We start from the raw sequence: 22,045 nt of genomic DNA on the forward strand, positions 1-22,045 counted from the left end.
TGACAGCGCATCCTGACCTCTCGACCGCCAAGGTTGGGAGGTCAGGGGAGTTCCCTTCCAGATAAGTTATATGACTAATATTTACCAATTGCACTTATAGGAAGTTCAAGGCACCCTTTCCGGCGGTGGCGCCTGATCGGGAGACCGTTGATGTTCAAAAATCCACAGACCGTGATCGAGAAGCTGCGCGCGCACAGCCTATTCCAGGAGGTGGATTTTCTGGGCATGTGCCAGCATCATACAAGCGTCAGCTTGCTGCAAAGCGAACCGGCGGCATTGCAAGGTGTTCTGCAATTCTCCACGCAGATCAACGCCATTCCGCCGAACGGCATAATCATCTCGCAGCCCGGCATCTACACGTTGGCCGGCGATATCACATGGTCGCCGCCATCGGGATCGGCGGCGACGGCCATCACCATTGTCGGCAACGACATCACGCTTGATCTCAGCGGCTATTGCCTGTCGGCGGAGATCGGCGACAGCAGTCAAGCCATCGTCGGCATCAAGGTGTTGGGTGCAAACGGGGTCAGCATCCTGCAAGGAACGCTGGCCAATATGGGCCTTTACGGTATCCAGGCCACGCATGTATCGGCACTGACCATCGACGGCGTGACTGTCACGGGTGTGGAATATCGCAACCTGACCATCCGCAACGCCACCCCCTGCGGCATCCAGGTGTCATTTGCCCTGGGCGTGAGCATCACCAACTGCACCAGCCAGTATTTCTATACCTTATCGGACTCTGCGGCGGCGTTTCAGCTGCTGGGGGTATTGGGCGGGACCGTCAGTGGCTGCACGGCGGCCAATATGGTGAATTATGATGGGGCGGTTCAGGGATTCAATTACCTGCTGTGCAGCGATATCACGACCACCAACTGCACCGCCCAGGATTTTCAATCCTACTTCAACGGCAATATCCGTACCCACGGTCATACGGTCCTGGGCTTTATCCCCATCGCCTGTGTCGGGCTGTCCTATATCGCCTGCGCATCCACGAACATGATCGGGTCATGCGATGATGCGCATGGCATGTCGGTTTTCCTGAACGCCCTTGTGACGGTGGAGGATTTCACGGCAACCGGCGTACTGGACGGTCCCGCCCCGTACAATACCGGGGCCAAGGCCACGGGATTGGAGGTTTATGGGATTGGGATCAGTATCGCGAACTGTACCGTCTCCAACATCACCGCCATCAACCCGCAGGACAAGCAAGCCGCCGGTTTCAGCGCCTGGGGTGCCGATATCAGCTTCAGCGGCTGCAGGGCGACTTCTGTCACCGTGCTGGATATCACGGGCAATACAGGATCGGAGATCGGGATCGGCACCGGCTTTGGCTGGGCCCCTGATCCGCGCAAGATGTTCTGCTATGTCCCCGCGACGGGTGTGAGCTATCTCGGATGCACGGCTGTGGACTGTCTGGTCGGTTTCGACACGTGGAACCATGTCCGCTCCACCTGGACCGGAAATATTGCCGAGAATTGTCCGATCCCCGTGCTGATTGAGGGCGCGGACGCGACCCGGACCCTGATCGGCAATCCCGGATCGGAATGCAACCCGCCGATCAACGTTACCCTGACCAATCAAGCCCGCGACAATGTGATCAATATATGATCTGACATGATGGTTCACGACGCCATCACCCTGCGTGACCCTGCAGGCCCTACATCGGCAGCGTGATCCCCCGCGCCGCCTCGATGGTGGCGCCGTCCAGAATGGCACCCTCCAGCACGGTTTCGGTCAGGTCGGCACCGGTGAAATCCACCTCCGACAGATCGGCGCCGCGCAGGATGGCGGCGGCCAGGCGGGCGCGGACCAGGGAGGTGCGCAGTTCGTGCCCGCGGGCGGTCTTCAGCTTGGACAGGTTGGCCTTTTCCAGGTTGGCGTCGATCAGGTTGGCGCGGTCCATGCAGACGCCGCGCAGATCGGCGAAGCTGAGATTGGTGGAGCGCAGGTCGGCGCCCGACAATTGTGCTGCCTGCATCTGGGCGCCACGCAGATCGGCCCCGCGCAGATTGGCGCCGGTCGCCTTCATCAGGGTCAGGACACGGCCTGCCATATCGCTGCCCGACAGGTCCAGGCCACTGATATCCAGTTGATGGCCCGCCTGCCCGCCGGTTGCCACCCATTGCGCATGGGCACGCAGCATGGCGTCCAGCCGCTCGGGCGGCGGCGGGCTATTGGGTTCGGCCTCCGGTGCGAATGGTGGCGGCGGCAGGTCGGCCCCCACATTCACGCCGCGGCGCAGCGCCTCCTCATCCGTTCGGATGGCCGTTTCCAGCGCCTGGGCGGAGACCTTGGCACCCGACAGGTCGGCGCCGCGCAGGTCGGCATCCACCAGATCGGCACCGTCCAGATTGGTGGACTTGAACTGGGCATTGCGCAGATCGACGCGGGCCAGTTGGGCACCCGCCAGGGTAGCGCCGGAGAAGTCCGCCGCCCGCGCGCATGACCCCGTTAGGCGCGCGCGCGTCAGATCGGCATCGATCATGACGGCGGATGAGATGTCGGCCGGACCGATATCCAGGCCCAGCACCTTGAAGTCGGCGCGGGTGGATACCGCCAGATTGCCATCGCGCAGATCACATTCCACCATCTTGGCGCCGCGCAGGATGGCGCCCCGCAGACTGGCCGCCCGCAGGTCGGTGCGCGTCAGCTGCGCGCTGGACAGATCCGCCCCAGTCAGATCGCAGCCGAACATGTCGGCATAGTCCAGTTTGGCGCCCACAAATCTGGTACCGCGCAGGATGGCGCCCGACAGGTTGGCATTGGTCAGGTTGCGGGCATTGAAGGACAGGCCCGACAGATCGAAGAAGGGCAGGCTCAGCTTCGCTCCGCCCTGCATCCCGGACAGATAGGCCAAGTGCCGCTCACAAGCACGATCCAGTTGCGCCTGGGTCAGGCGCACACGCGGGGCGACATGATTGGGATCTGCGGACATACGAGTTTATCCGAACAAGGCGTCGATATCCGCCTGCGACACGGTGGCCCCGGCTGCCGGCGGAGGTGGCGGCGGGGGTGGTGGTGGGGGGGGCGGTGGCGGCGGGGGGGGAGGCGGTGGCGGAGGTGGTGGTGGGGGCGGTGGTGCCACCTCCGCCGCCGACAAGCCCCAATCATCCATGTTGGTCAGGTCGTCATTGGCGTCGGCCTTCACCGGACCGTCCAGGCTGTCGAACAGCGCGTCGATATTGGCCTGGCTGACGGCCTCCATGGCGGGGCCATGCAGCAGGTGCTTGTCCGGGCGCTCGTCGTCGGGGCGCAGCGCGATCAGTCCGTCGGTGCCCACCTGCTTGCTGCTGCCCGTTTCCTCCACACCCCAGATCTCGATCATGGTGTTCACGCGCTGCTCGATATAGCGCAGCGTGTTGACGACCTTGGTGGTGCGCTGGCCCGTGATGTCCTGGAAGGAACAGGCCGTCATGACCTCGATGGTCTGGGCATCGATATCGTTGGTGATGTCGTTCTGCGGCAGGCGGGCCACAAGCGCCTGGATGCGTTCGGTGGCGTTCAGGATGTCCGACGTGGCGCGCTCGGTGGCGGTGACGATGGCGTCCAGTTCGTTCGTGGCGGCCATGATGCGGTTTGCACCGGCATCCATGGGGCGCAGCTGCGCGATCTCCTGCCTTGTCTGCTCAATATAATTGGAGAGCTGCTTCAACTCCTCCCGCATGATGTGGATATGCGGGCTCTGGTCGGCGACGGCGGCCAAGGGGCCTCCACCCCCGCCGCCGATGCCCTGCAGGCGTCCCACCTGCTCCGTCATGCTGCTCAGCAGGGCACGCCAGTCATCCTGGGCCACGATGCGCGTCTGCCGGTCACGCTGGCGCAGGAACGCGCGGCCGCGGGCCGACGCCATCAGCGCCTCCTCCAGGGCAGCGTACTCCTTGTCGGAGAGTTCCAACGGATCCATGCCGCTGCTACCGCCAAGCCCCCACATCGGGCCACCCCTTTCAAACGACGCCAATGCGAAGATGCCGTGAACGCAACGATCGAAGCAAGCCGCGCGAGAGCGGGTCCTGGAACAATTGCGGCAAAATGACCGAAACGACGCGATATTACAGCCGATAATCAAAAATGCCAAATTCCGCCATACTGATCTGGCACCTCGTGCTTCCCGGATGCGCGATCGGCACTGCCAGGTGTAATTTGATCATCATATGTCATAAGAAGGGCCCGGCCAGACGGCCCGGTGGGGATGGAACGAGCATGGATATTCTGATCGGCTTTCCGGAAGGCGAGGCCCTGGCCGGCAACCTGTCGGCACGCTTGGGGGTGAAGCTGCACCATGTAGGGCTGCACCGATTCCCCGATGGCGAAAGTCTGGTGCGGCTGGAGGCCGCCCCCGAACGCGCCATCATCGTGCGCTCCCTGGACCGTCCCAACGACAAGCTGGTGGAATTGCAGTTCCTGGCCGGCGCGCTGCGCGAGCGGGGGGCGAAGGAATTGACGCTGGTCGCCCCCTATCTGGCCTATATGCGCCAGGATATGGAGTTCCGGCCCGGCGAGGTGGTGAGCCAGCGTATCATGGGGAACTGGCTGGGGGGCCTGTTCGACCGGATCGTCACCGTCGACCCACATCTGCACCGCACCCACGACCTGGGCGAGATATTCCCCGGCGGCCGTTCCGCCGCCCTGACCGCCGGTCCATTGCTGGGCCATTGGGCAAAGGCGCAAGGCGCGGCCGATCAGGGCTGGGTGATCCTGGGTCCGGACGAGGAATCCGACCATCTGGTGCAGGGTGCGGCGGCGGCTGCCGGGGTGCAGGGCATTGTGGGGCTGAAGGTGCGGCGCGGCGACCATGACGTCTGCGTCGGCCTGCCGGAAGGGACCAACCTGTCGGGACGCACCATCCTGTTCGTGGACGATATCGTCAGCTCCGGCGCCACCCTGATTGATGCCGCCAAGGTCGCCTATGCCCATGGGGCGACCCGTGTGCTGGCCGCCACCGTGCATGCCGTCTTCCCCATTGAACGGCTGGCGACCTTCAAGGCGGCGGGGATCGACACCGTGATTTCGGCCGACGGCATCCCCCACCCGACCAACGCCGTCGGCCTGGCCGACCTGATCGCCGATTGCCTGTCCGTATTGTAACGGCTTTGGTGTGGCCGGCACCTTCATGGACGCGGTCGGCGCGGCGCTGGGCACGGGACCCGTCGGCCGCACCTGCGCGGTAATCAGCTCCAGGGCGATCCCCCCTGGCGCGGGCCACCACCGGCATTGGGCACGCTGCCTCCACGGCGCGGCGGGATGTTGGCGGGACGGCGGGGCGGGACGCCCCCGCCCATGATCATGGCGCGCAGGCGGCGCACGCGTTCTTCCGTGCGGGGGTGGGTGGAGAACAGGCTGTCCATGCCGCGCCCATGCAGCGGATTGATGATGAACATATGAGCGGTGGCGGGATTGTTCTCCGCCTGCTGGTTGATCACACGGGCCGCCCCGCTCTGCATGCCCTCCAGCGCGTCGGCCAGCCAGTCGGGACGGCCGCTGATCTCCGCCCCCATGCGGTCGGCCTCGTACTCGCGGCTGCGGCTGATGGCCATCTGCACCAGCATGGCGGCGATCGGCGCCAGGATGGAGACCAGCAGCACGCCGACAATGCCCAGCGGGTTGCTGCGATTCTCATCGTTGGAATGCGATCCGCCGAAAAACATCGCAAAATTGGCCAGCATCGACAGCGCACCGGCCAGCGTGGCCGTCACCGTCATGATCAGCGTGTCGTGATTCTTGATATGCGCCAGTTCATGCGCCATCACGCCCGCCACCTCTTCCGCCGACAGGCGGTTCAACAGGCCGGTCGTGGCGGCCACGGCCGCATTCTCCGGGTTGCGGCCCGTGGCAAAGGCGTTGGGCTGGTCATTGTCGATGATGAAGACCTTGGGCATGGGCAGTTCGGCGCGCTGCGCCAGCCGCTGGACCATCGTGTAGAACTGGGGTGCGGTGGCGGCATCCACCTGGCGGGCGCCATACATGCGCAGCACCGCCTTGTCGGAATTCCAATAGGCAAAGACGTTCATGGCCACGGCCAGACCAAAGGCGATGACCATGCCCGATTGCCCGCCCAACATGAAGCCGACGGCCAGGAACAGGCCGGTCAGCCCTGCCAGCAGCATCGCGGTGCGGAAATAGCCGTTCATGATCTCCCCTCAAGGCTCCTTCATGCCTGTCATAACGGGTCGGATCGACCCCAAGTTCCTGATATGGCCCCTGCCCCGCTTGCATCAAGGCTTGGCAGCGTCGATGCCCCGCGCCATATCTGCCTCATACAATAAGGAGTGCACCATGAGCGACGAGAAGAAGCCCGAAAGCCCCCAGACCGACGCCACGCGCAAGCCCCCGGTGGTCCAGCCGCCCGGCGAGATCGGCGGTCCCGCCGGACCGGAACCGACCCGTTTCGGCGATTGGGAATTCAAGGGTCGTTGCAGCGACTTCTGATCCTCATGGTTGCACATGAACCTACTTGTAGGTTTAAGATGCGTTAATGATCCTAAGTATATTCAACTTAGGACGATGGTCACAAATTCCTGTTCCGTTCGGGGCCACATGCGCATAGAATGACGTGCATGCACCCTTTCCGGACCCTGACCATCACCATGTCACGCCGTTCCCTGCCCCTGACATTGGCCGCGGCCGCCCTGCTGACGCTGGGCGCGGTGCCGTCTCTGGCCGTCAGCAGGGTGGCGGGCCCGGTGTCTGCGCGGGTAACAGAGGTGGTGGATGGCGACACGCTAGGTGTGCGCGTCGTGATCTGGCTGGACCAGGAAGTGACGACGCGGGTGCGTGTGGACGGCATCGACACGCCGGAAAGCCGGTCGGACTGCGCCGATGAGAAGCGCATGGCCCAGGCCGCCAGGCAGAAGCTGGCGGCCCTGGTGGCGCCGGCCACAGAGGGCAAGGGCGACGGCTCCATCCGCCTGCACGATGTCGAGTACGACAAATATGGCGGACGGGTGAGGGCCCGTGTGACGCTGGCCGACGGCACCGACCTGGCCCAGGCCATGATCCGCGCCGGCCATGCCCGCCCCTATCAGGGTGGCAAACGCCAGCCCTGGTGCGCGGGCATGTGACCGGGTATCCTGCCCGCAGGAAACGTGCCCCCTTAGGCCGGCGACTGCCGGCCTAAGGGGGCGGATGCGCCCGCCCGGCGCTTGAGGGAGCAAACAAGTCATGCGTCAGGCCGTTGGCCGACCCTGCGTCCAGCGCATTGATGCGGCTTGACTCCCTTTTGCCCCTGCCTATACTCCGCGCCTCTGATCCTGGACCCTAGGATTGGACGTGTGCGTTCATGTCTGCCCGCCCATCTTGTGAAAGACGGGGGATTGGACGTGTGCGTTCATGTCTGCCCGCCCATCTTGTGAAAGACGGGGGAGCGGTTGTGGCGTGCGTATGCATTTGGAGGCCCCGGCAACCGCCAGGGTTTTTTCGGATGAGATGTCCCGAAGCCAACCGGACGCCCCGCCACGGGTACCGGAGCCGGCAGGCGGGACGTGGACGAAGATCGTCCGGCCAGCGGGCCGGACATAACGAGGAGAAGACACGTGGCGCGTATCGCTGGCGTCAATATCCCCACGGCTAAGCGTGTGGTTATCGCCCTTCAGTACATTCATGGTATCGGTCCGAAGTTCGCTACCGACATCTGCTCCAAGGTTGGCATCCCGGCCGAGCGCCGCGTCAACCAGCTGACCGACGACGAAGTCCTGCGCATCCGCGAGACGATCGACGCCGACTACAAGGTCGAAGGCGACCTGCGTCGCGAAACCGCCATGAACATCAAGCGTCTGATGGACATGGTCTGCTATCGCGGCCTGCGTCATCGCAAGGGCCTGCCGGTCCGCGGCCAGCGCACGCATACCAATGCGCGCACCCGCAAGGGTCCGGCCAAGCCGATCGCCGGTAAGAAGAAGTAAGAGACGGAGTAGGACCAAATGGCCAAGCCCAATGCAGCTGCCGCGCGTCTTCGCCGTCGCGAGTGCAAGAACATCACCTCTGGCGTCGCGCATGTGAACGCCAGCTTCAACAACACCATGATCACCATCACCGACGCCCAGGGCAACACCATTGCCTGGTCCTCGTCGGGCACGATGGGTTTCAAGGGTTCGCGCAAGTCCACGCCCTATGCCGCCCAGATGGCGGCCGAGGACGCGGGCCGCAAGGCCCAGGAACACGGCATGAAGACGCTGGAAGTCGAAGTGAAGGGTCCGGGTTCGGGCCGTGAATCGGCTCTGCGCGCCCTGCAGGCCGTCGGTTTCCAGATCACGTCCATCCGCGACGTGACGCCGATCCCGCACAACGGCGTTCGCCCGCCGAAGAAGCGCCGCGTCTGATTTCTGTACCTATCTCGTCCCGGAACAGCATCCGTTCGGGAAAGGTGGGCGCACGCCATCGCGCCTACCCAGAATTGAACGGAAACCCCTGTTCCGGGATGTTGTTCTACCCCGATGGCAAGAGGCACAGCTGTGATCCAGAAGAACTGGCAGACTCTCGAAAAGCCGAACAAGTTGGAAATCACGCCGGGCAACGACCCGAAGCGTGAAGCCATCGTCGTCGCTGGCCCGCTGGAGCGTGGTTTCGCTCTGACGCTGGGCAATTCGCTGCGTCGCGTCCTGCTGTCATCGTTGCAGGGTGCCGCTGTCACGTCGATCCATATCGACGGCGTGCTGCATGAATTCTCCTCCATCCCCGGCGTGCGCGAGGATGTGACCGACATCGTCCTGAACATCAAGGCGATGGGTTTGAAGATGGGCGCCGAAGGCCCCCGCCGCATGCGTCTGCGCGCCGAAGGTCCGTGCAACGTCGTTGCCGGTATGATCGACACCGGCGCCGATATCGAGGTGCTGGACCCCGATCACGTGATCTGCACGCTGGATTCCGGTGCGCGCCTGAACATGGAACTGACCGTTCATTCGGGCAAGGGCTACATCCCCGCCTCCCTGAACCGTCCGGAAGATGCCCCGATCGGCCTGATCCCGGTCGACAGCATCTTCTCCCCCGTCCGCAAGGTCGCCTACAAGGTGGAGAACACCCGCGTCGGCCAGACCACGGACTATGACAAGCTGCTGCTGACCGTTGAGACCAATGGCGCCGTCACGCCGGAAGACGCGGTGGCCATCGCCGCCCGCATCCTGCAGGACCAGCTGCAGATGTTCATCAATTTCGAAGAGCCGCAGGCGGCCGTGGCCGAGTCGAAGGCGGACGAGATCCCCTTCAACAAGAACCTGCTGCGCAAGGTGGACGAGCTGGAACTGTCGGTCCGTTCGGCCAACTGCCTGAAGAACGACAATATCGTCTATATCGGCGATCTGGTGCAGAAGACCGAGGCGGAGATGCTCCGCACCCCGAACTTCGGCCGCAAGTCGCTGAACGAGATCAAGGAAGTGCTGGCCCAGATGGGCCTGCATCTCGGCATGGAGATCCCGAACTGGCCGCCCGAGAATATCGAGGACCTGGCCAAGCGTCTGGAAGAGCCGTACTGAGCTTGACCTTGTCGGCGGCGGTCCCTATGGTCCGCCGCCTTCCCCTTGACCGCCTTGCCGGTCAAGGCAGTGCAAAAGTTTCTGGGCATTCCGCCCAAACCTTGCCGTACTGGCCCGAAAGGGTACCGGCGCTTGCAAGGATCGCCATCGGTTCCGCCCAGCGGTGCCATGCTATGAAGGAGAGTACCCATGCGTCATGGAATGTCCGGGCGTAAGTTCAGCCGCACCACCTCCCACCGTCTGGCCATGTTCTCCAACATGGCCAACGCCCTGATCAAGCATGAGCAGATCAAGACGACCCTGCCGAAGGCCAAGGACCTGCGTCCGATCGTCGAGAAGCTGATCACGCTGGGCAAGAAAGGCGGCCTCGCCAACAAGCGTCTGGCCTATGCCGAGCTGCGCGACAATGCCGTTGTGAACAAGCTGTTCACCGTCATCGCCGAGCGCTACAAGGACCGTCAGGGTGGCTATACCCGCGTCCTGAAGGCCGGCTTCCGCTATGGCGACAACGCGCCCATGGCCATCATCGAGTTCGTTGACCGCGACGTGTCGGCCAAGGGCCTGGACAGCGGCCCGGTGATCGTTGCCGACGACGAAGAGGCCGCCGCCTGATTTCAGGTGAGTGGTTCGAGTTCGAGAAACCCCGCCGGGAGCGATCCTGGCGGGGTTTTTCATTTAGGGCGGGGAATGGTACAGTGCTGGTGTACTTTGCGATCCTCAGATGAGGTTGCCATGTCGATTGAAGCCGAAATCTCAACCAAAGGGCAGATAACCCTGCAGCCGGAGGTTATGCGCCACCTCGGCCTGTCTCCAGGCGACAAGCTGGTGATTGATCTGCTGCCCTCCGGCCGCGCACAGGTCCGTGCCAAGTCGGGTCTGCCGATCTCCAGCATCTTCGGTATATTAAAGCGCCCAGGGCAACCGGTCCTGACGATTGAGGAGATCAACGAGGCCGCCGCCGCCGGCTGGGCTGGAGAGCGGTGAAGGTCACGCTCGACACCAACGTCCTCATCCGGGCCTTGGTCGAAGATGATCCTGATCAAACTATGTCAGCTCAAGCGATCTTGGCCAATGCCGCGCTTATAGCGATACCCTTAACCGTATTCTGTGAAGTCGCATGGGTTCTGCGCAGCCGTTACCGGCTTCCACCACGCAGCATCGCCACCGCTATCGAAACGATATTATCCGTCGATACCGTCGTCACGGATGATCTGGCAGTACAGACCGGCTTGGCATTCCTCCGCACCGGTGGCGACTTCGGCGATGGCGCTATCGCCCATCAAGGCGAGGCCATGGGTGGCGATATCTTCATCTCATTCGATGCCAAGGCGCGTGCCCTGTGGATCTCCTCTGGCGGGGAAGCACTTGAGCCTGCCGTTACCCGGTAACTCCCTCCCCATCCCCCCGCGCTTACCGGTCATGCCATATCCCCCCTTGGCATCCGCGCCCAACCGCGCTAAATAGGCCGCCACCGGGGAACCGAGGCGCTAGGCGTCTATCGGCACCCCGGTTTTTTTCGTGCGGGATCGGTATCGCCTTATCCGTGGTCCTCCCGCTCTAGCCATGCCACTCGACCTCACCACGCCGGGTCGGTTGATCTGTTTGACACGACGCTGGACGACGGAGCCCTTCTAATGCCCCGCACTACCCCGCTTTCTGATATTCGGAATATCGGCATCATCGCCCACGTCGATGCCGGCAAGACGACCACGACCGAGCGCATCCTGTATTATACGGGCCGCAAGCACACGATCATCGACGTTCATGATACCAAGGATCTGAAGACGTCGACGACGACCGACTATATGGAGCAGGAACAGAAGCGCGGCATCACGATTCAGTCGGCGGCCGTGTCCTGCTTCTGGAAGGACAAGAAGATCAACGTCATCGACACCCCGGGCCACGTGGATTTCACCATCGAGGTGAACCGCTCGCTCCGCGTGCTCGACGGCGCGGTCGTGGTGTTCGACGGTGTGGCCGGCGTTGAGCCGCAGACCGAGACGAACTGGCGCCTGGCGGACAACTATAAAGTTCCGCGCATGTGCTACATCAACAAGATGGACCGCTCGGGCGCGAACTTCCGCCGCACCGTGAAGATGGTCGTGGATCGCCTGGGCTCGCGTCCCATCTGCCTGCAGATGCCGATCGGGTCGGAAGACGATTTCCACGGCCTGATCGATCTCGTCGAGATGAAGGCCTATGTCTGGTTCTCCGAAGAGAAGGACGCCAAGTGGGAGGTCTGGGACGTCACGGATGATCTGGCCGACAAGCTGAAGATCACCAACGCCTACGATCGTGAGCTGCTGTCCCAGTACAAGCAGTACCGTACCGAGCTGGTCGACGCCGCCGTCGAAATGGACGACGCGGCGATGGAAGCCTATCTGGACGGCACCGAGCCGTCGGCCGACACCCTGCGCGCCTGCATCCGCAAGGCCACGCTGACCGGCGCCTTCGTGCCGGTGCTGTGCGGCTCGTCCTACAAGAACAAGGGTGTGCAGCAGCTGCTGGACGCCGTGGTCTGGTACCTGCCGGCCCCGACCGACGTGGAAGCCATCAAAACGGTGGATCCCGATGGTAACCCGAACGGCGAGCGTCTGTGCTCCGATGATGAGCCGTTCTCGGGCCTGGCCTTCAAGGTGCTGAACGACAAGTACGGCTCGCTGACCTTCGTGCGCGTCTATTCGGGCGTCGTGTCCAAGGGCACGACCCTGTACAACGCCACCCGTGGCAAGCGTGAGCGCGTCGGCCGCATCGTGGAGATGTTCGCCAAGGACACCAACGATCTGGACGAGTGCCGCGCCGGTGACATTGTCGCCTTCGTGTCGCTGGCCGAGACCGATACCGGTGACACCCTGTGCGATCCCAGCGAGCCCGTGGTGCTGGAGCGCATGCGCTTCCCCGAGCCCGTGATCTCCGTCTCGATCGAGCCGAAGAACCGCACGGACCAGGACAAGTTCGGCGCCGCCATCGGCAAGATGGTCCGCGCCGATCCCAGCTTGCGTCTGGAGACCGACAAGGAAACCGGCCAGACGCTGCTGCGCGGCATGGGCGAGCTGCACCTGGAAGTCACCCTGGACCGCGTCCGCACCGAGTTCGGTGTGGAAGGCGTCATGGGTCGTCCGCAGGTGGCCTATCGTGAGAGCATCACCCGTCCGGTCACGCACATCTATACCCACAAGAAGCAGACCGGTGGGTCGGGCCAGTTCGCCGAAGTGAAGATCATCTTCGAACCGCGCGAGCGTGGCGAAGGCTATCTGTTCGAGGACAAGGTCGTCGGCGGTACGGTTCCGCGCGAATATATCCCGTCGGTCGATAAGGGCCTGCAGATGCAGAAGGAAGATGGCGTGATCGCCGGCTATCCGACTGTGGACTTCAAGGCCACGCTGATCGACGGCAAGTACCACGACGTCGACTCCAACGCCCTGACGTTCGAAATCGCCGCCAAGGCCTGCTTCCGCGAAGCGATGAAGCTGGCCGGCCCGGTGCTGCTCGAGCCGATCATGAAGGTCGAGGTTGTGGTGCCCGAGGATTACCTGGGTGACGTGATCGGCGACGTGAACCGTCGTCGTGGCACGATCCTGGGTCAGATCGAGCGCGGCAACAATATCGCCGTCGAAAGCCATGTGCCGCTGTCCGACATGTTCGGCTACATCGGCCAGCTGCGTGGCATGACGTCGGGCCGTGGTTCCTACACCATGGAGTTCTCGCACTACGATCCGGTGCCGAAGAACGTTGCCGACGAAATCGTCGCCAAGCAGGGCAAGAACAGCAACTGATCCCAGATAACCACACGTTATCAGGTCAGTGCGTAAGGTCGACGGCCGCTCCCCCTCAAAGGGGAGCGGCCGTTTGCCGTTTGCGGATGATCCATGATGAATGCGCCATCGCCCCCCAACAGCCTCGCCATGCCCGACTGGGGCAAGGTGGCACCTGCCCTGTTCGTCCTGCTGTGGAGCACGGGCTTCATCGGCGGCAAGCTGGGCCTGCCACATGCGGAGCCGCTGACCTTCCTGCTCTGGCGCATGGCGCTGGTGGCGGCGATATTGGCCGTCGCGTCGGTCTGGGTGAAAGCGCCCTGGCCGCAGGATTGGCGCGCCGTCGGGCGCATCGCGCTGGCCGGGCTGATGGTCCACGGGCTGTATCTGGTCGGCGTCTTCATGGGTCTGGCCCAGGGCGTGCCGGCCGGCGCCGTTGCCGTCATCGTCGGCCTTCAGCCGCTGTTGACCGCCCTGGCCGCCGGGCCGCTGTTCGGGGAACGGCTGAGCGGACGGCAATGGCTGGGCCTGGGACTGGGTCTGGCCGGTGTCCTGGCCGTGGTCTGGGAGAAACTGACACTGGGCGTCGGCACCCCCTTGGGGCTGGGCCTGTGCGTGATGGCCCTGTTCGGCATCACGGCCGGCACGCTCTATCAGAAACGCTACTGCACCGACATGGACCTGCGCACCGGCACGGCCATCCAGTATGGCGCCACGGGCGCCGTCCTGGCCGTGCTGGCCCCACTGCTGGAGACGATGCATGTGCGATGGACGGGAGGGTTCGTCTTCGCCCTGCTGTGGCTCTCCCTCGTCATCTCCATCGGCGCCATCTTTGTGTTGTTTGCGCTGATCCGGCGCGGGGCGGCGTCAAAGGTCGCGAGCCTGTTCTATCTGGTGCCGCCGGTCACGGCCCTGATGGCCTGGGCCCTATTCGGGGAAAGGCTGGGCCCGCTGGCGCTGGCCGGTATGGGCGTGACCGCATTGGGTGTGGCGCTGGTGCTGCGGCGGGGCTGAAGCCCCCCAGATCCTGAAGGACTTCGGATTCCGGTTGGCCGAGGCTGAAATCGGCATGGAGAGCTGGGGCAACGCGATGTTCATCCGCCGCACGGGGCGCCACACCGAGCGGCGTTGGGCCCGGTGATGGGCAGGGTCGATGCGCAACCGGCTTGCTTCCCCGATCCCGGCTGGCTAAGGTCCCGGCACTTTCCATCATATCTTGCAAGGTAAGAGGCACCATGTCTGACGCCGCAACCTCCAATGATGTCGGCGGTATCGCGGCCGACCGGCTGCGCTCCTTCATCGAACGCATCGAGCGCCTGGAGGAGGAGAAAAAGGGCATCCAGGACGACATCAAGGACATCTATGCCGAGGCCAAAGGCACCGGCTTCGATACCAAGGTGATGCGCCAGATCATCCGTATCCGCAAGATGGCCAAGGAAGACCGCCAGGAGATGGACGCGCTTCTGGATCTGTACAAGGCGGCGCTGGGTATCGAATAAACGGGTCCGTCGGATCATCGAAAGCCGGCCGGGGATTTCCCCGGCCGTTCCATTTGCGCGCGGCACAAGCGCCCTTGACTGGACCGTCGCCTTCAACAAGGGTGTGTGACGCATTCCGCGCCGGGTTGGCGGCGGAATCCTGCCCTGCCACCGGAGTGCCATGCTCTCCCTGGACGTCCGTCCCATCTTCTATGTGATCGGTGCTCTGCTCTCCGTCATTGCGGTCGCGATGGTGGCGCCGATGATTGCCGATCTGGCGGCCGGTCAGGATGATTGGCGGGTCTTCGCCGTATCATCGGCCCTGACCCTGTTCTTCGGCGTGCTGCTGATATTGATGAACCGGTCGGATCGCATCGCGCTGTCCCTGCGCCAGACCTTTGTGCTGACCAGTTTCGCCTGGATCGTGGTGGGCGTGTTCGCAGCCCTGCCCTTCACCTTCGCCGAACAGCGGCTGACATTCGCCAACGCCTATTTCGAGGCCATGTCCGGCCTGACGACGACAGGCGCCAGCGCCTATGCCTCCGTTCAGTCGCTGCCGCCGGGGCTGCTGCTCTGGCGCTCGCTGCTGGTCTGGCTGGGTGGTATCGGCATCGTCGGCATGGGCATCGTGATCCTGCCCTTCCTGCGTGTCGGCGGCATGCAGTTGTTCCGGAGCGAGTCGTCGGACAAGTCCGACAAGGTGGTGCCGCGCGCTGCCGACATGGCGCTGGGCTTCGGCTGGGTCTATCTGGCGCTGACCATCGCCTGCATCATCCTGCTGCGGGTCGCCGGGATGCCGATGTTCGACGCCATCAACCACGCCATGACGGCGTTGGGTACGGGCGGCTTTTCCACCAAGGACACATCCATCGGGCATTTCCAGAATCCGTCGGCCGAATGGGTGATCATCCTGTTCATGTTCCTGGGCAGCCTGCCGTTCGTCCGCTTCATCAGTATGATGAAGGGTGACGTGAAGGCTCTCTGGCATGACAGCCAGGTCCGACATTATGCGGCGTTTACCAGCATCGTGGCGGGCATCCTGACCTGCTATCTGGTCGTGACGGATCATTTGCCCCTGACGGAGGCGCTGCGCCATTCCTTCTTCAATTGCGTGTCCTTGATCACCACCACAGGCTTCTCCTCCACCGACTATCTGCTGTGGGGACCGGGGCCGGTGGCGCTGTTCTTCATCCTGACCCTGGTCGGTGGCTGCACCGGTTCCACCTCCGGCGGCATCAAGATGTTCCGGTTCGAGATTCTGTGGCTGGCCCTGCGCATGCAGATCAATCGGCTGTTCAGCCCGAACCGCGTCATCCCGCTGACCTATAACGGCAAACCGGTGGATGCCGACGTCATCGTCTCAGTGATGAGCTTCACCTTCCTCTATATCGCATTGATCCTGATCTTCGCCGTGCTGCTGGGCCTGACCGGCCTGGATTATGTGACAGCCATATCGGCCGCCGCGACGGCGCTGGGCAATGTCGGCCCTGGCCTGTCGACCATGATCGGCCCTGTCGGCAATTATGAGCCTCTGCATGATATGGCTGTCTGGGTCATGTCATTGGCCATGCTGCTGGGTCGGCTGGAACTGTTCACCGTCTTCGTACTGCTCAGCCCCTCCTTCTGGCGACGCTGACAGGCCTCTCGACACTCCCCCAATAAAGTTTTAAACATCTGTTTGAAAGGCCGGCGCACGATTCGGCCATGAACGGATATCGGGAGGGTGCGGGCATGAGCCGGATGGACCGTGGCGAGATCGATTTCATCCTGGATGGCTTGCTGGAACTGAACAGCCTGCTCTCCCGCCCGCGCTTTTCCCATCTGGACCGCGACGCGCTGAGCCAGGTGCTGGACACCGCCGCCGGCCTGGCGGACGAGAAGTTCGGGCCGCATTATCACGAGGCCGACAAGCACGAGCCGGAACGGATCAACGGCAAGGTGGTGATGCTGCCCGCCGTGAAGGAAGCGGTGGATGCCTTCGCCGCCGCTGGCTTCCTGGCCGCCCATCATGATGAGGAACTGGGCGGGCTGCAGCTGCCCTGGTGCATCGTGCAGGCGGCCTTCAGCTTTTTCCAAACCGCGAACATAAGCACCGCCGCCTATCCGTTCCTGACCATCGGGGCCGGCAACCTGATCCGCAGTTTCGGCAATGAGGCGCAGCAGGCCACGTTCCTGGCGCCCATGCTGACGGGCCGGTTCTTTGGCACCATGGCCCTGTCGGAGCCGCAGGCGGGCAGCAGCCTGGCCGACATCCGGACCAGCGCCACACCCAATGAGGATGGTTCCTACACCATCACCGGCACCAAGCAATGGATCAGCGCCGGCGAGCATGAGCTGTCGGACAATATCGTCCATATGGTGCTGGCCAAGATCAAGGGCGCACCGGCCGGTGTGAAGGGCATCAGCCTGTTCATCGTGCCCCGCATCCGCGTCAATGATGACGGAACCTTGGGCCCAGACAATGACGTGCGGCTGGTCAGCCTGCTGCACAAGATGGGTTATCGCGGTACCACCAGCACCATCCTGTCCTTTGGCGAGGAAGGGCGCTGCCAGGGCTTCCTGGTGGGCCAGGCCCATCACGGCCTGTCCTACATGTTCCAGATGATGAACGAGGCGCGGATCGGTGTCGGGCTGGGGGCGGCGGCCCTTGGCTATGCCGGCTATCGCTATTCCGCCGACTATGCCCGCACAAGACCGCAGGGCCGCCCGCTGGAAGCGCGCGACCCGACAAGCCCCATGGTGCCCATCATCGAGCATGCCGATGTGCGGCGCATGCTGCTGCAGCAAAAGGCCGCATCAGAAGGTGCCATCGCGCTCTGCCTGCTCTGCGCCCGGCTGGTGGATGAGGAGCGCACGGCCGAGGACGAGGCCGACCGCCGCCGCGCCACCCTGCTGCTGGAACTGCTGACGCCCATCGCCAAATCCTGGCCGTCGGAACATTGCCTGGAGGCCAATAAATGGGCCATCCAGGTCCTGGGCGGCTATGGCTATACCCGCGACTATCCGGTGGAGCAATATTACCGCGACAACCGCCTGAACCCGATCCATGAGGGCACCTACGGTATCCAGGCCAACGACCTGCTGGGCCGCAAAGTGTTTATGGAGGGTGGGGCGGCGCTGGCGGTGCTGGGTGCCGAGATCACGGCCACCATTACCCAGGCCGTGTCCCGCCCGGCCCTGGCCGCCCATGCCGCATCGCTGGGCGAGGCGCTGGCACGGGTGGCCACCGTTACCACCCATCTGGGCACGGTCAGGGCCGGCGGTCAGGTGGCGCTGTCGCTGGCCAATGCCACCACCTATCTGGAAATGTTCGGGCACACCGTCATGGCCTGGATCTGGCTGCGGCAGGCCCTGGTCGCCGATGCCTGGCTGGCGGCGGGCAAGGGCGATGGCAACCACCTCAACGGCAAGCTGGCGGCCTGCCGCTGGTTCTTCGCCCATGAGCTGCCCAAGACGGCCACCCAGGCCGGCATTCTGACCAGCCTGGACCGCACAGTCCTGGATGTGGAGACGGCGTGGTTGTAAACGGCAGCGAAATCAGCCGCTGATCAGATCGCATTCGGAGGATGGAGGACCAAACTCCGAATGTGACAGCCGCCAATGCAACAATGTGAAACACAAAAACAGAGGGTGTTTCAGAGTTGACACCCGACCTGCTCCGAAAGCCTGCGGCGTCGGATGACCGATGACCATGGTCACAAAAAGAGGGTCACAAAAAGGGCATTGATGGGTCTCAGTATAGCAGACCCGACATGGAAAGTCAGCAATTGGGCCACCGCCCCGGCCTGACCCGCACCCCATGTCCTGTTATGGTGCGGGCCTTGACAGCTTTCGACGTGACCAACCATGACAGCCGCCTTCCTGACCGACATCTGGTACTTCGCCCTGCCGTCCGCCGTACTGAAACGGGGACAGATGCAGGCCAAGACCCTGTTGGGTCAGCCCATCCTGTTCGCGCGGGACAATGACGGAAACGCCTTTGCCTTGCGTGACATCTGTCCGCACCGGGGCATCCCGCTGTCCCGCGGCCGATTTGACGGGCGGGAAGTTGAATGCCGCTATCATGGCTGGCGATTCGACGGCGATGGCGGCTGCACCGCCATCCCCTCTCTGGTCCAGGGGCAGGATTTTGATATCACCCGCATCAAGGTTCGCCGCTATCCCGTGGCCGAGGCGCAAGGCAATCTCTGGATCTGGATGGGCGACAGCGTGCCGGAAGGCGAACCGCCACAGATGCCCGACATGGATGGCAGGGTGCCCAACCTGACGGAGGTGATGCATTTCCCCTGCCCCGTCGATCATGCCGTCATCGGCCTGATGGACCCCGCCCATGGGCCATTTGTGCACCAAAGCTGGTTCTGGCGGTCGTCGCGGTCCATCCATGAGAAGGCGAAGGCCTTTGGTCCCGCCCCCTATGGCTTTGCCATGAAGCGGCACCGCCCCTCCTCCAACTCCGCTGCCTATAAGCTGCTGGGCGGGGCACCGGAGACGGAGATCACCTTCCGGCTGCCCGGGGTGCGGACCGAGCACATCGCCGCCGGCCGGCACCGCATCGTGAACCTGACCACCGTCACGCCGCTGGACGCCAACAATACCGAAGTGACCAACAGCTTCTACTGGACCCTGGGCTGGGCCGATCTGGCCAAGCCCATCCTGCGCCGCTTCGTCCGCCGCTTCCTGGGCCAGGACCGGGACATCGTGGTCATGCAGCAGCAGGGGCTGGCCCATGACCCGACCCTGATGCTGATCCGGGATGCCGATACCCAGGCCCGCTGGTACCACCAGCTGAAGAACGAGTATCAGCGCGCGAGGACCGAGGGGCGGGACTTCGTCAATCCGGTGAAGGATACGGTCTTGCGCTGGAGAAGCTGAGGACTCCAAAGCAATGAAATGAAAAAAGGGGCGGTCACCCTCTCGGCAACCGCCCCTTTTCGCGTTTTCGTCCGACCCGTTGGATCAGCCGATGATGGCTTCCAGCTGACGGGTGACCTCGTCGATCTCCGCCATGCCGCCCACCTGCTTCAGCACGCCGCGCGAGGCGTAGTAGGGCAGGATGGGGGCCGTGTCGCGTTCATAGGCCGCCAGGCGCTTGCCGAAGGTCTCGGCATTGTCGTCGGCGCGGCGCGTGAACTCGGTGGAGCCGCAATTGTCGCAAACCCCGGCAATGGCCGTCGGCTTGAACGTATCGTGATAGCCGGTGCCGCACTTGGCACAGGTGAAGCGGCCCGTGACGCGGGTGACCAGCGCCGGTCCGTCCACCTTCATCTCAATCACATGATCCAGCTTCAGACCCTTATCGGACAGCATACTGTCCAATGCGGCCGCCTGCGGCACCGTGCGCGGGAAACCGTCCAGGATGAAGCCCTTGGCACAGTCCGGCTGGTCGATCCGTTCGGAGATCATGGCGATCATGACCTCGTCCGGCACCAGCTGCCCCGCCTTCATGATGGCATCGGCGCGCTGGCCCAGTTCCGACCCGCTGCGCACGGCGGCGCGCAGCATGTCGCCGGTCGAAAGCTGTACGGTACCGTACTTCTTCTCCAGGCGCTGGGACTGCGTCCCCTTACCGGCGCCCGGCGGACCCAACAGAATCAGGTTCATCCACGTCTCCCACGCAGCTTGGCCTTCTTGATCAGTCCTTCATACTGATGCGCCAGCAGGTGGGAGTGAATCTGCGCCACGGTATCCATGGTCACCGTGACCATGATCAGCAGGCTGGTACCACCGAAATAGAAGGCGGCCCCATATTCCGCCATCATGATTTCCGGCAGCAGACAGACCACCGTGATGTAGGCGGCCCCCACCACCGTCAAACGGGTCAGTACGAAGTCCAGATAATCGGCCGTGTTCTTGCCGGGCCGGATGCCCGGAATGAACCCGCCATACTTCTTCAGATTCTCCGCCGTTTCGGTCGGATTGAAGACGATGGCGGTATAGAAGAAACAGAAGAAAACGATCAGCGCCGTATAAAGCAGCATATAGAGCGGCGTGCCGTGGGCGATGTAACGCGTGACCGTCGCCAGCCATTCCGGCCCGCCCGCCGACGAGAAGCCCACCGCCGTCAGCGGCAGCAGCAGCAGCGACGACGCGAAGATCGGCGGGATGACGCCGGCCGTGTTCAGCTTCAGCGGCAGGTGAGAAGCCTCACCGCCATACATCTTGTTGCCCATCTGGCGCTTGGGATACTGCACGATCAGGCGGCGCTGTGCGCGTTCGAAGAACACGATACCGGTGATCACCAGGACGGCCAACACCAGCAGACCCAGGATGAACCAAGTGCTCATCGCGCCCGTGCGGCCCAGTTCCAGGATCTGCGCCAAGGCGCCCGGCAATGCTGCCACGATACCCGCGAAAATGATCAGCGAGATGCCGTTGCCGACACCGCGAGCGGTGATCTGCTCACCCAGCCACATCAGGAACATGGTGCCACCGACCATGGTGACGACCGTGGACAGACGGAAGAACCAGCCTGGATCGATCACGACCGACGCGCCGCCCTGATTCATGCCCTCCAGGCCCAGGCCCAGGCCATAGGACTGCACGACGGCCAACGCCACCGTCAGGTAGCGGGTATACTGGTTCAGGCGCTTGCGACCCGACTCGCCTTCCTTCTTCAACGTCTCCAGCGCCGGCGACACGGCGGTCATCAGCTGGATGATGATGGAGGCGGAAATGTAGGGCATGATGTTGAGCGCGAAGATCGACATGCGCTCAACGGCACCACCGGCAAACATGTTGAACATGCCCAGGATGCCGCCTGACTGGTTGGCGAAGAAGCTGGCGAACGCGCCGCTATCGATGCCCGGCAGCGGAATGTAGGTGCCGAGGCGATAAACGATCAGCGCCCCAAGGGTAAACCAAATCCGCTTCTTCAGTTCCGTCGCCTTGGAAAAGGCGCCGAAATTGATGGAAGAAGCAAGCTGTTCAGCGGCGGATGCCATAAAAGGCCTCTTGGCAAGTCACAATGCTGGCCGAAACAGCCGGCCAGTCGTTCTCACGCGTATCAACAAGACATATGGGCATGCGGTCAACATGAAAAACACCCGCGCCGTGATGCCATGTGCATCTGGCAGATGTCCGCTACACCGCACCGCCCGCCCGTCGGGCCTTCAACCGCTGCTACCATCTTTTCACGCTTGGGAATACCGGCAGCACGCGGCAGGGTCAATGCCACCAATGTAGGGGCTGCGGCATCTTGTGCCGATACCGCCCGGGCGCTTTTCAGGCCGGAGGCGTCTGGTGTCCCCTATACCGGCGCTATCACCAAAGTAAGCATCCGGCGTAGGCCCATTCAGGGTTTTGCCTTCCAATTCCATGGCAAGAGTTCGGCGATTGCCTTTGCTGG

21 protein-coding genes are annotated in these 22,045 nt (G+C 63.2%); 16 read left to right on the forward strand and 5 right to left on the reverse strand.

Translation table 11 applies throughout. The features are described from left to right. The first annotated feature begins 150 nt into the window (after window positions 1-150). On the forward strand, window positions 151-1,611 hold the full coding sequence (locus AC1Q7F_RS22495) for a right-handed parallel beta-helix repeat-containing protein (RefSeq protein ID WP_492510778.1): 1,461 nt from the start codon (window positions 151-153) through the stop codon (window positions 1,609-1,611). Between the two features lie 49 nt (window positions 1,612-1,660). On the opposite strand, the gene AC1Q7F_RS22500 is transcribed toward AC1Q7F_RS22495, so the two are convergent. Further along, complete coding sequence (locus tag AC1Q7F_RS22500) at window positions 1,661-2,938, reverse strand: pentapeptide repeat-containing protein (protein WP_492510779.1); 1,278 nt, start codon at window positions 2,936-2,938, stop codon at window positions 1,661-1,663. Window positions 2,939-2,944: 6 nt separating this feature from the next. After that, on the reverse strand, window positions 2,945-3,907 hold the full coding sequence (locus AC1Q7F_RS22505) for a protein phosphatase CheZ (protein WP_492510780.1): 963 nt from the start codon (window positions 3,905-3,907) through the stop codon (window positions 2,945-2,947). A 296-nt stretch (window positions 3,908-4,203) separates the two neighbouring features. Between AC1Q7F_RS22505 and AC1Q7F_RS22510 the strand changes: the two genes are divergently transcribed. Then, entirely contained in the window at window positions 4,204-5,088 is an 885-nt protein-coding gene (locus tag AC1Q7F_RS22510) for a ribose-phosphate diphosphokinase (RefSeq protein ID WP_492510781.1), read from the forward strand. 83 nt (window positions 5,089-5,171) lie between these two features. Here the strand turns inward: AC1Q7F_RS22510 and htpX are convergent, their stop codons facing one another. Then, complete coding sequence (gene htpX / locus AC1Q7F_RS22515) at window positions 5,172-6,131, reverse strand: zinc metalloprotease HtpX (RefSeq protein ID WP_492510782.1); 960 nt, start codon at window positions 6,129-6,131, stop codon at window positions 5,172-5,174. Between the two features lie 145 nt (window positions 6,132-6,276). Here htpX and AC1Q7F_RS22520 point away from each other — a divergent pair, with 145 nt between their 5' ends. The 14 genes from AC1Q7F_RS22520 to AC1Q7F_RS22585 all read left to right on the forward strand — a co-directional run bounded on the left by AC1Q7F_RS22520 (window position 6,277) and on the right by AC1Q7F_RS22585 (window position 19,572). Continuing rightward, window positions 6,277-6,429 carry a succinate dehydrogenase assembly factor 4 gene (locus AC1Q7F_RS22520; RefSeq protein ID WP_492510783.1) on the forward strand — a complete coding sequence of 51 codons (153 nt, stop codon included), beginning with the start codon at window positions 6,277-6,279 and terminating at the stop codon, window positions 6,427-6,429. Window positions 6,430-6,557: 128 nt separating this feature from the next. Next, window positions 6,558-7,061, forward strand: coding sequence for a thermonuclease family protein (locus tag AC1Q7F_RS22525; RefSeq protein ID WP_492510784.1), 504 nt, complete (start codon window positions 6,558-6,560; stop codon window positions 7,059-7,061). A 471-nt stretch (window positions 7,062-7,532) separates the two neighbouring features. Beyond that, window positions 7,533-7,901 (forward strand): 30S ribosomal protein S13, encoded by a 369-nt coding sequence (gene rpsM, locus AC1Q7F_RS22530; RefSeq protein ID WP_416573424.1) that lies wholly within the window; start codon window positions 7,533-7,535, stop codon window positions 7,899-7,901. A gap of 18 nt (window positions 7,902-7,919) precedes the next feature. After that, window positions 7,920-8,318 carry a 30S ribosomal protein S11 gene (rpsK, locus tag AC1Q7F_RS22535; protein WP_492510785.1) on the forward strand — a complete coding sequence of 133 codons (399 nt, stop codon included), beginning with the start codon at window positions 7,920-7,922 and terminating at the stop codon, window positions 8,316-8,318. Window positions 8,319-8,450: 132 nt separating this feature from the next. After that, window positions 8,451-9,467: a DNA-directed RNA polymerase subunit alpha gene (locus AC1Q7F_RS22540; protein ID WP_492510786.1), complete on the forward strand. Its 1,017-nt coding sequence runs from the start codon at window positions 8,451-8,453 to the stop codon at window positions 9,465-9,467. A gap of 189 nt (window positions 9,468-9,656) precedes the next feature. Continuing rightward, entirely contained in the window at window positions 9,657-10,079 is a 423-nt protein-coding gene (gene rplQ / locus AC1Q7F_RS22545; RefSeq protein ID WP_492510787.1) for a 50S ribosomal protein L17, read from the forward strand. 120 nt (window positions 10,080-10,199) lie between these two features. Next, window positions 10,200-10,451, forward strand: coding sequence for a hypothetical protein (locus AC1Q7F_RS22550; RefSeq protein ID WP_492510788.1), 252 nt, complete (start codon window positions 10,200-10,202; stop codon window positions 10,449-10,451). After that, window positions 10,448-10,855, forward strand: a complete 408-nt coding sequence (locus tag AC1Q7F_RS22555) for a type II toxin-antitoxin system VapC family toxin (RefSeq protein WP_492510789.1) — start codon at window positions 10,448-10,450, stop codon at window positions 10,853-10,855. The genes AC1Q7F_RS22550 and AC1Q7F_RS22555 overlap by 4 nt, the downstream gene beginning before the upstream one ends. Before the next feature lie 246 nt (window positions 10,856-11,101). Beyond that, on the forward strand, window positions 11,102-13,243 hold the full coding sequence (gene fusA, locus AC1Q7F_RS22560) for an elongation factor G (protein WP_492510790.1): 2,142 nt from the start codon (window positions 11,102-11,104) through the stop codon (window positions 13,241-13,243). 93 nt (window positions 13,244-13,336) lie between these two features. After that, on the forward strand, window positions 13,337-14,236 hold the full coding sequence (locus tag AC1Q7F_RS22565; RefSeq protein WP_492510791.1) for a DMT family transporter: 900 nt from the start codon (window positions 13,337-13,339) through the stop codon (window positions 14,234-14,236). 221 nt (window positions 14,237-14,457) lie between these two features. After that, window positions 14,458-14,721 (forward strand): DUF2312 domain-containing protein, encoded by a 264-nt coding sequence (locus tag AC1Q7F_RS22570; protein WP_492510792.1) that lies wholly within the window; start codon window positions 14,458-14,460, stop codon window positions 14,719-14,721. Between the two features lie 160 nt (window positions 14,722-14,881). Then, window positions 14,882-16,336 carry a TrkH family potassium uptake protein gene (locus tag AC1Q7F_RS22575; RefSeq protein ID WP_492510793.1) on the forward strand — a complete coding sequence of 485 codons (1,455 nt, stop codon included), beginning with the start codon at window positions 14,882-14,884 and terminating at the stop codon, window positions 16,334-16,336. Between the two features lie 95 nt (window positions 16,337-16,431). Further along, entirely contained in the window at window positions 16,432-18,225 is a 1,794-nt protein-coding gene (locus tag AC1Q7F_RS22580) for an acyl-CoA dehydrogenase family protein (protein ID WP_492510794.1), read from the forward strand. A 321-nt stretch (window positions 18,226-18,546) separates the two neighbouring features. After that, complete coding sequence (locus AC1Q7F_RS22585) at window positions 18,547-19,572, forward strand: Rieske 2Fe-2S domain-containing protein (RefSeq protein WP_492510795.1); 1,026 nt, start codon at window positions 18,547-18,549, stop codon at window positions 19,570-19,572. A gap of 84 nt (window positions 19,573-19,656) precedes the next feature. Here AC1Q7F_RS22585 and AC1Q7F_RS22590 read toward each other — a convergent pair whose 3' ends face one another. Together AC1Q7F_RS22590 and secY are read right to left on the reverse strand one after the other, a co-directional pair. Continuing rightward, entirely contained in the window at window positions 19,657-20,301 is a 645-nt protein-coding gene (locus tag AC1Q7F_RS22590) for an adenylate kinase (RefSeq protein WP_492510796.1), read from the reverse strand. Beyond that, a complete protein-coding gene (gene secY / locus AC1Q7F_RS22595) occupies window positions 20,298-21,641 on the reverse strand; it encodes a preprotein translocase subunit SecY (protein ID WP_492510797.1) in 1,344 nt (447 codons plus the stop codon). The genes AC1Q7F_RS22590 and secY overlap by 4 nt, the downstream gene beginning before the upstream one ends. Window positions 21,642-22,045 lie beyond the last annotated feature (404 nt).

This window comes from Niveispirillum sp. GW835-FHT14G11, from assembly GCF_058793615.1.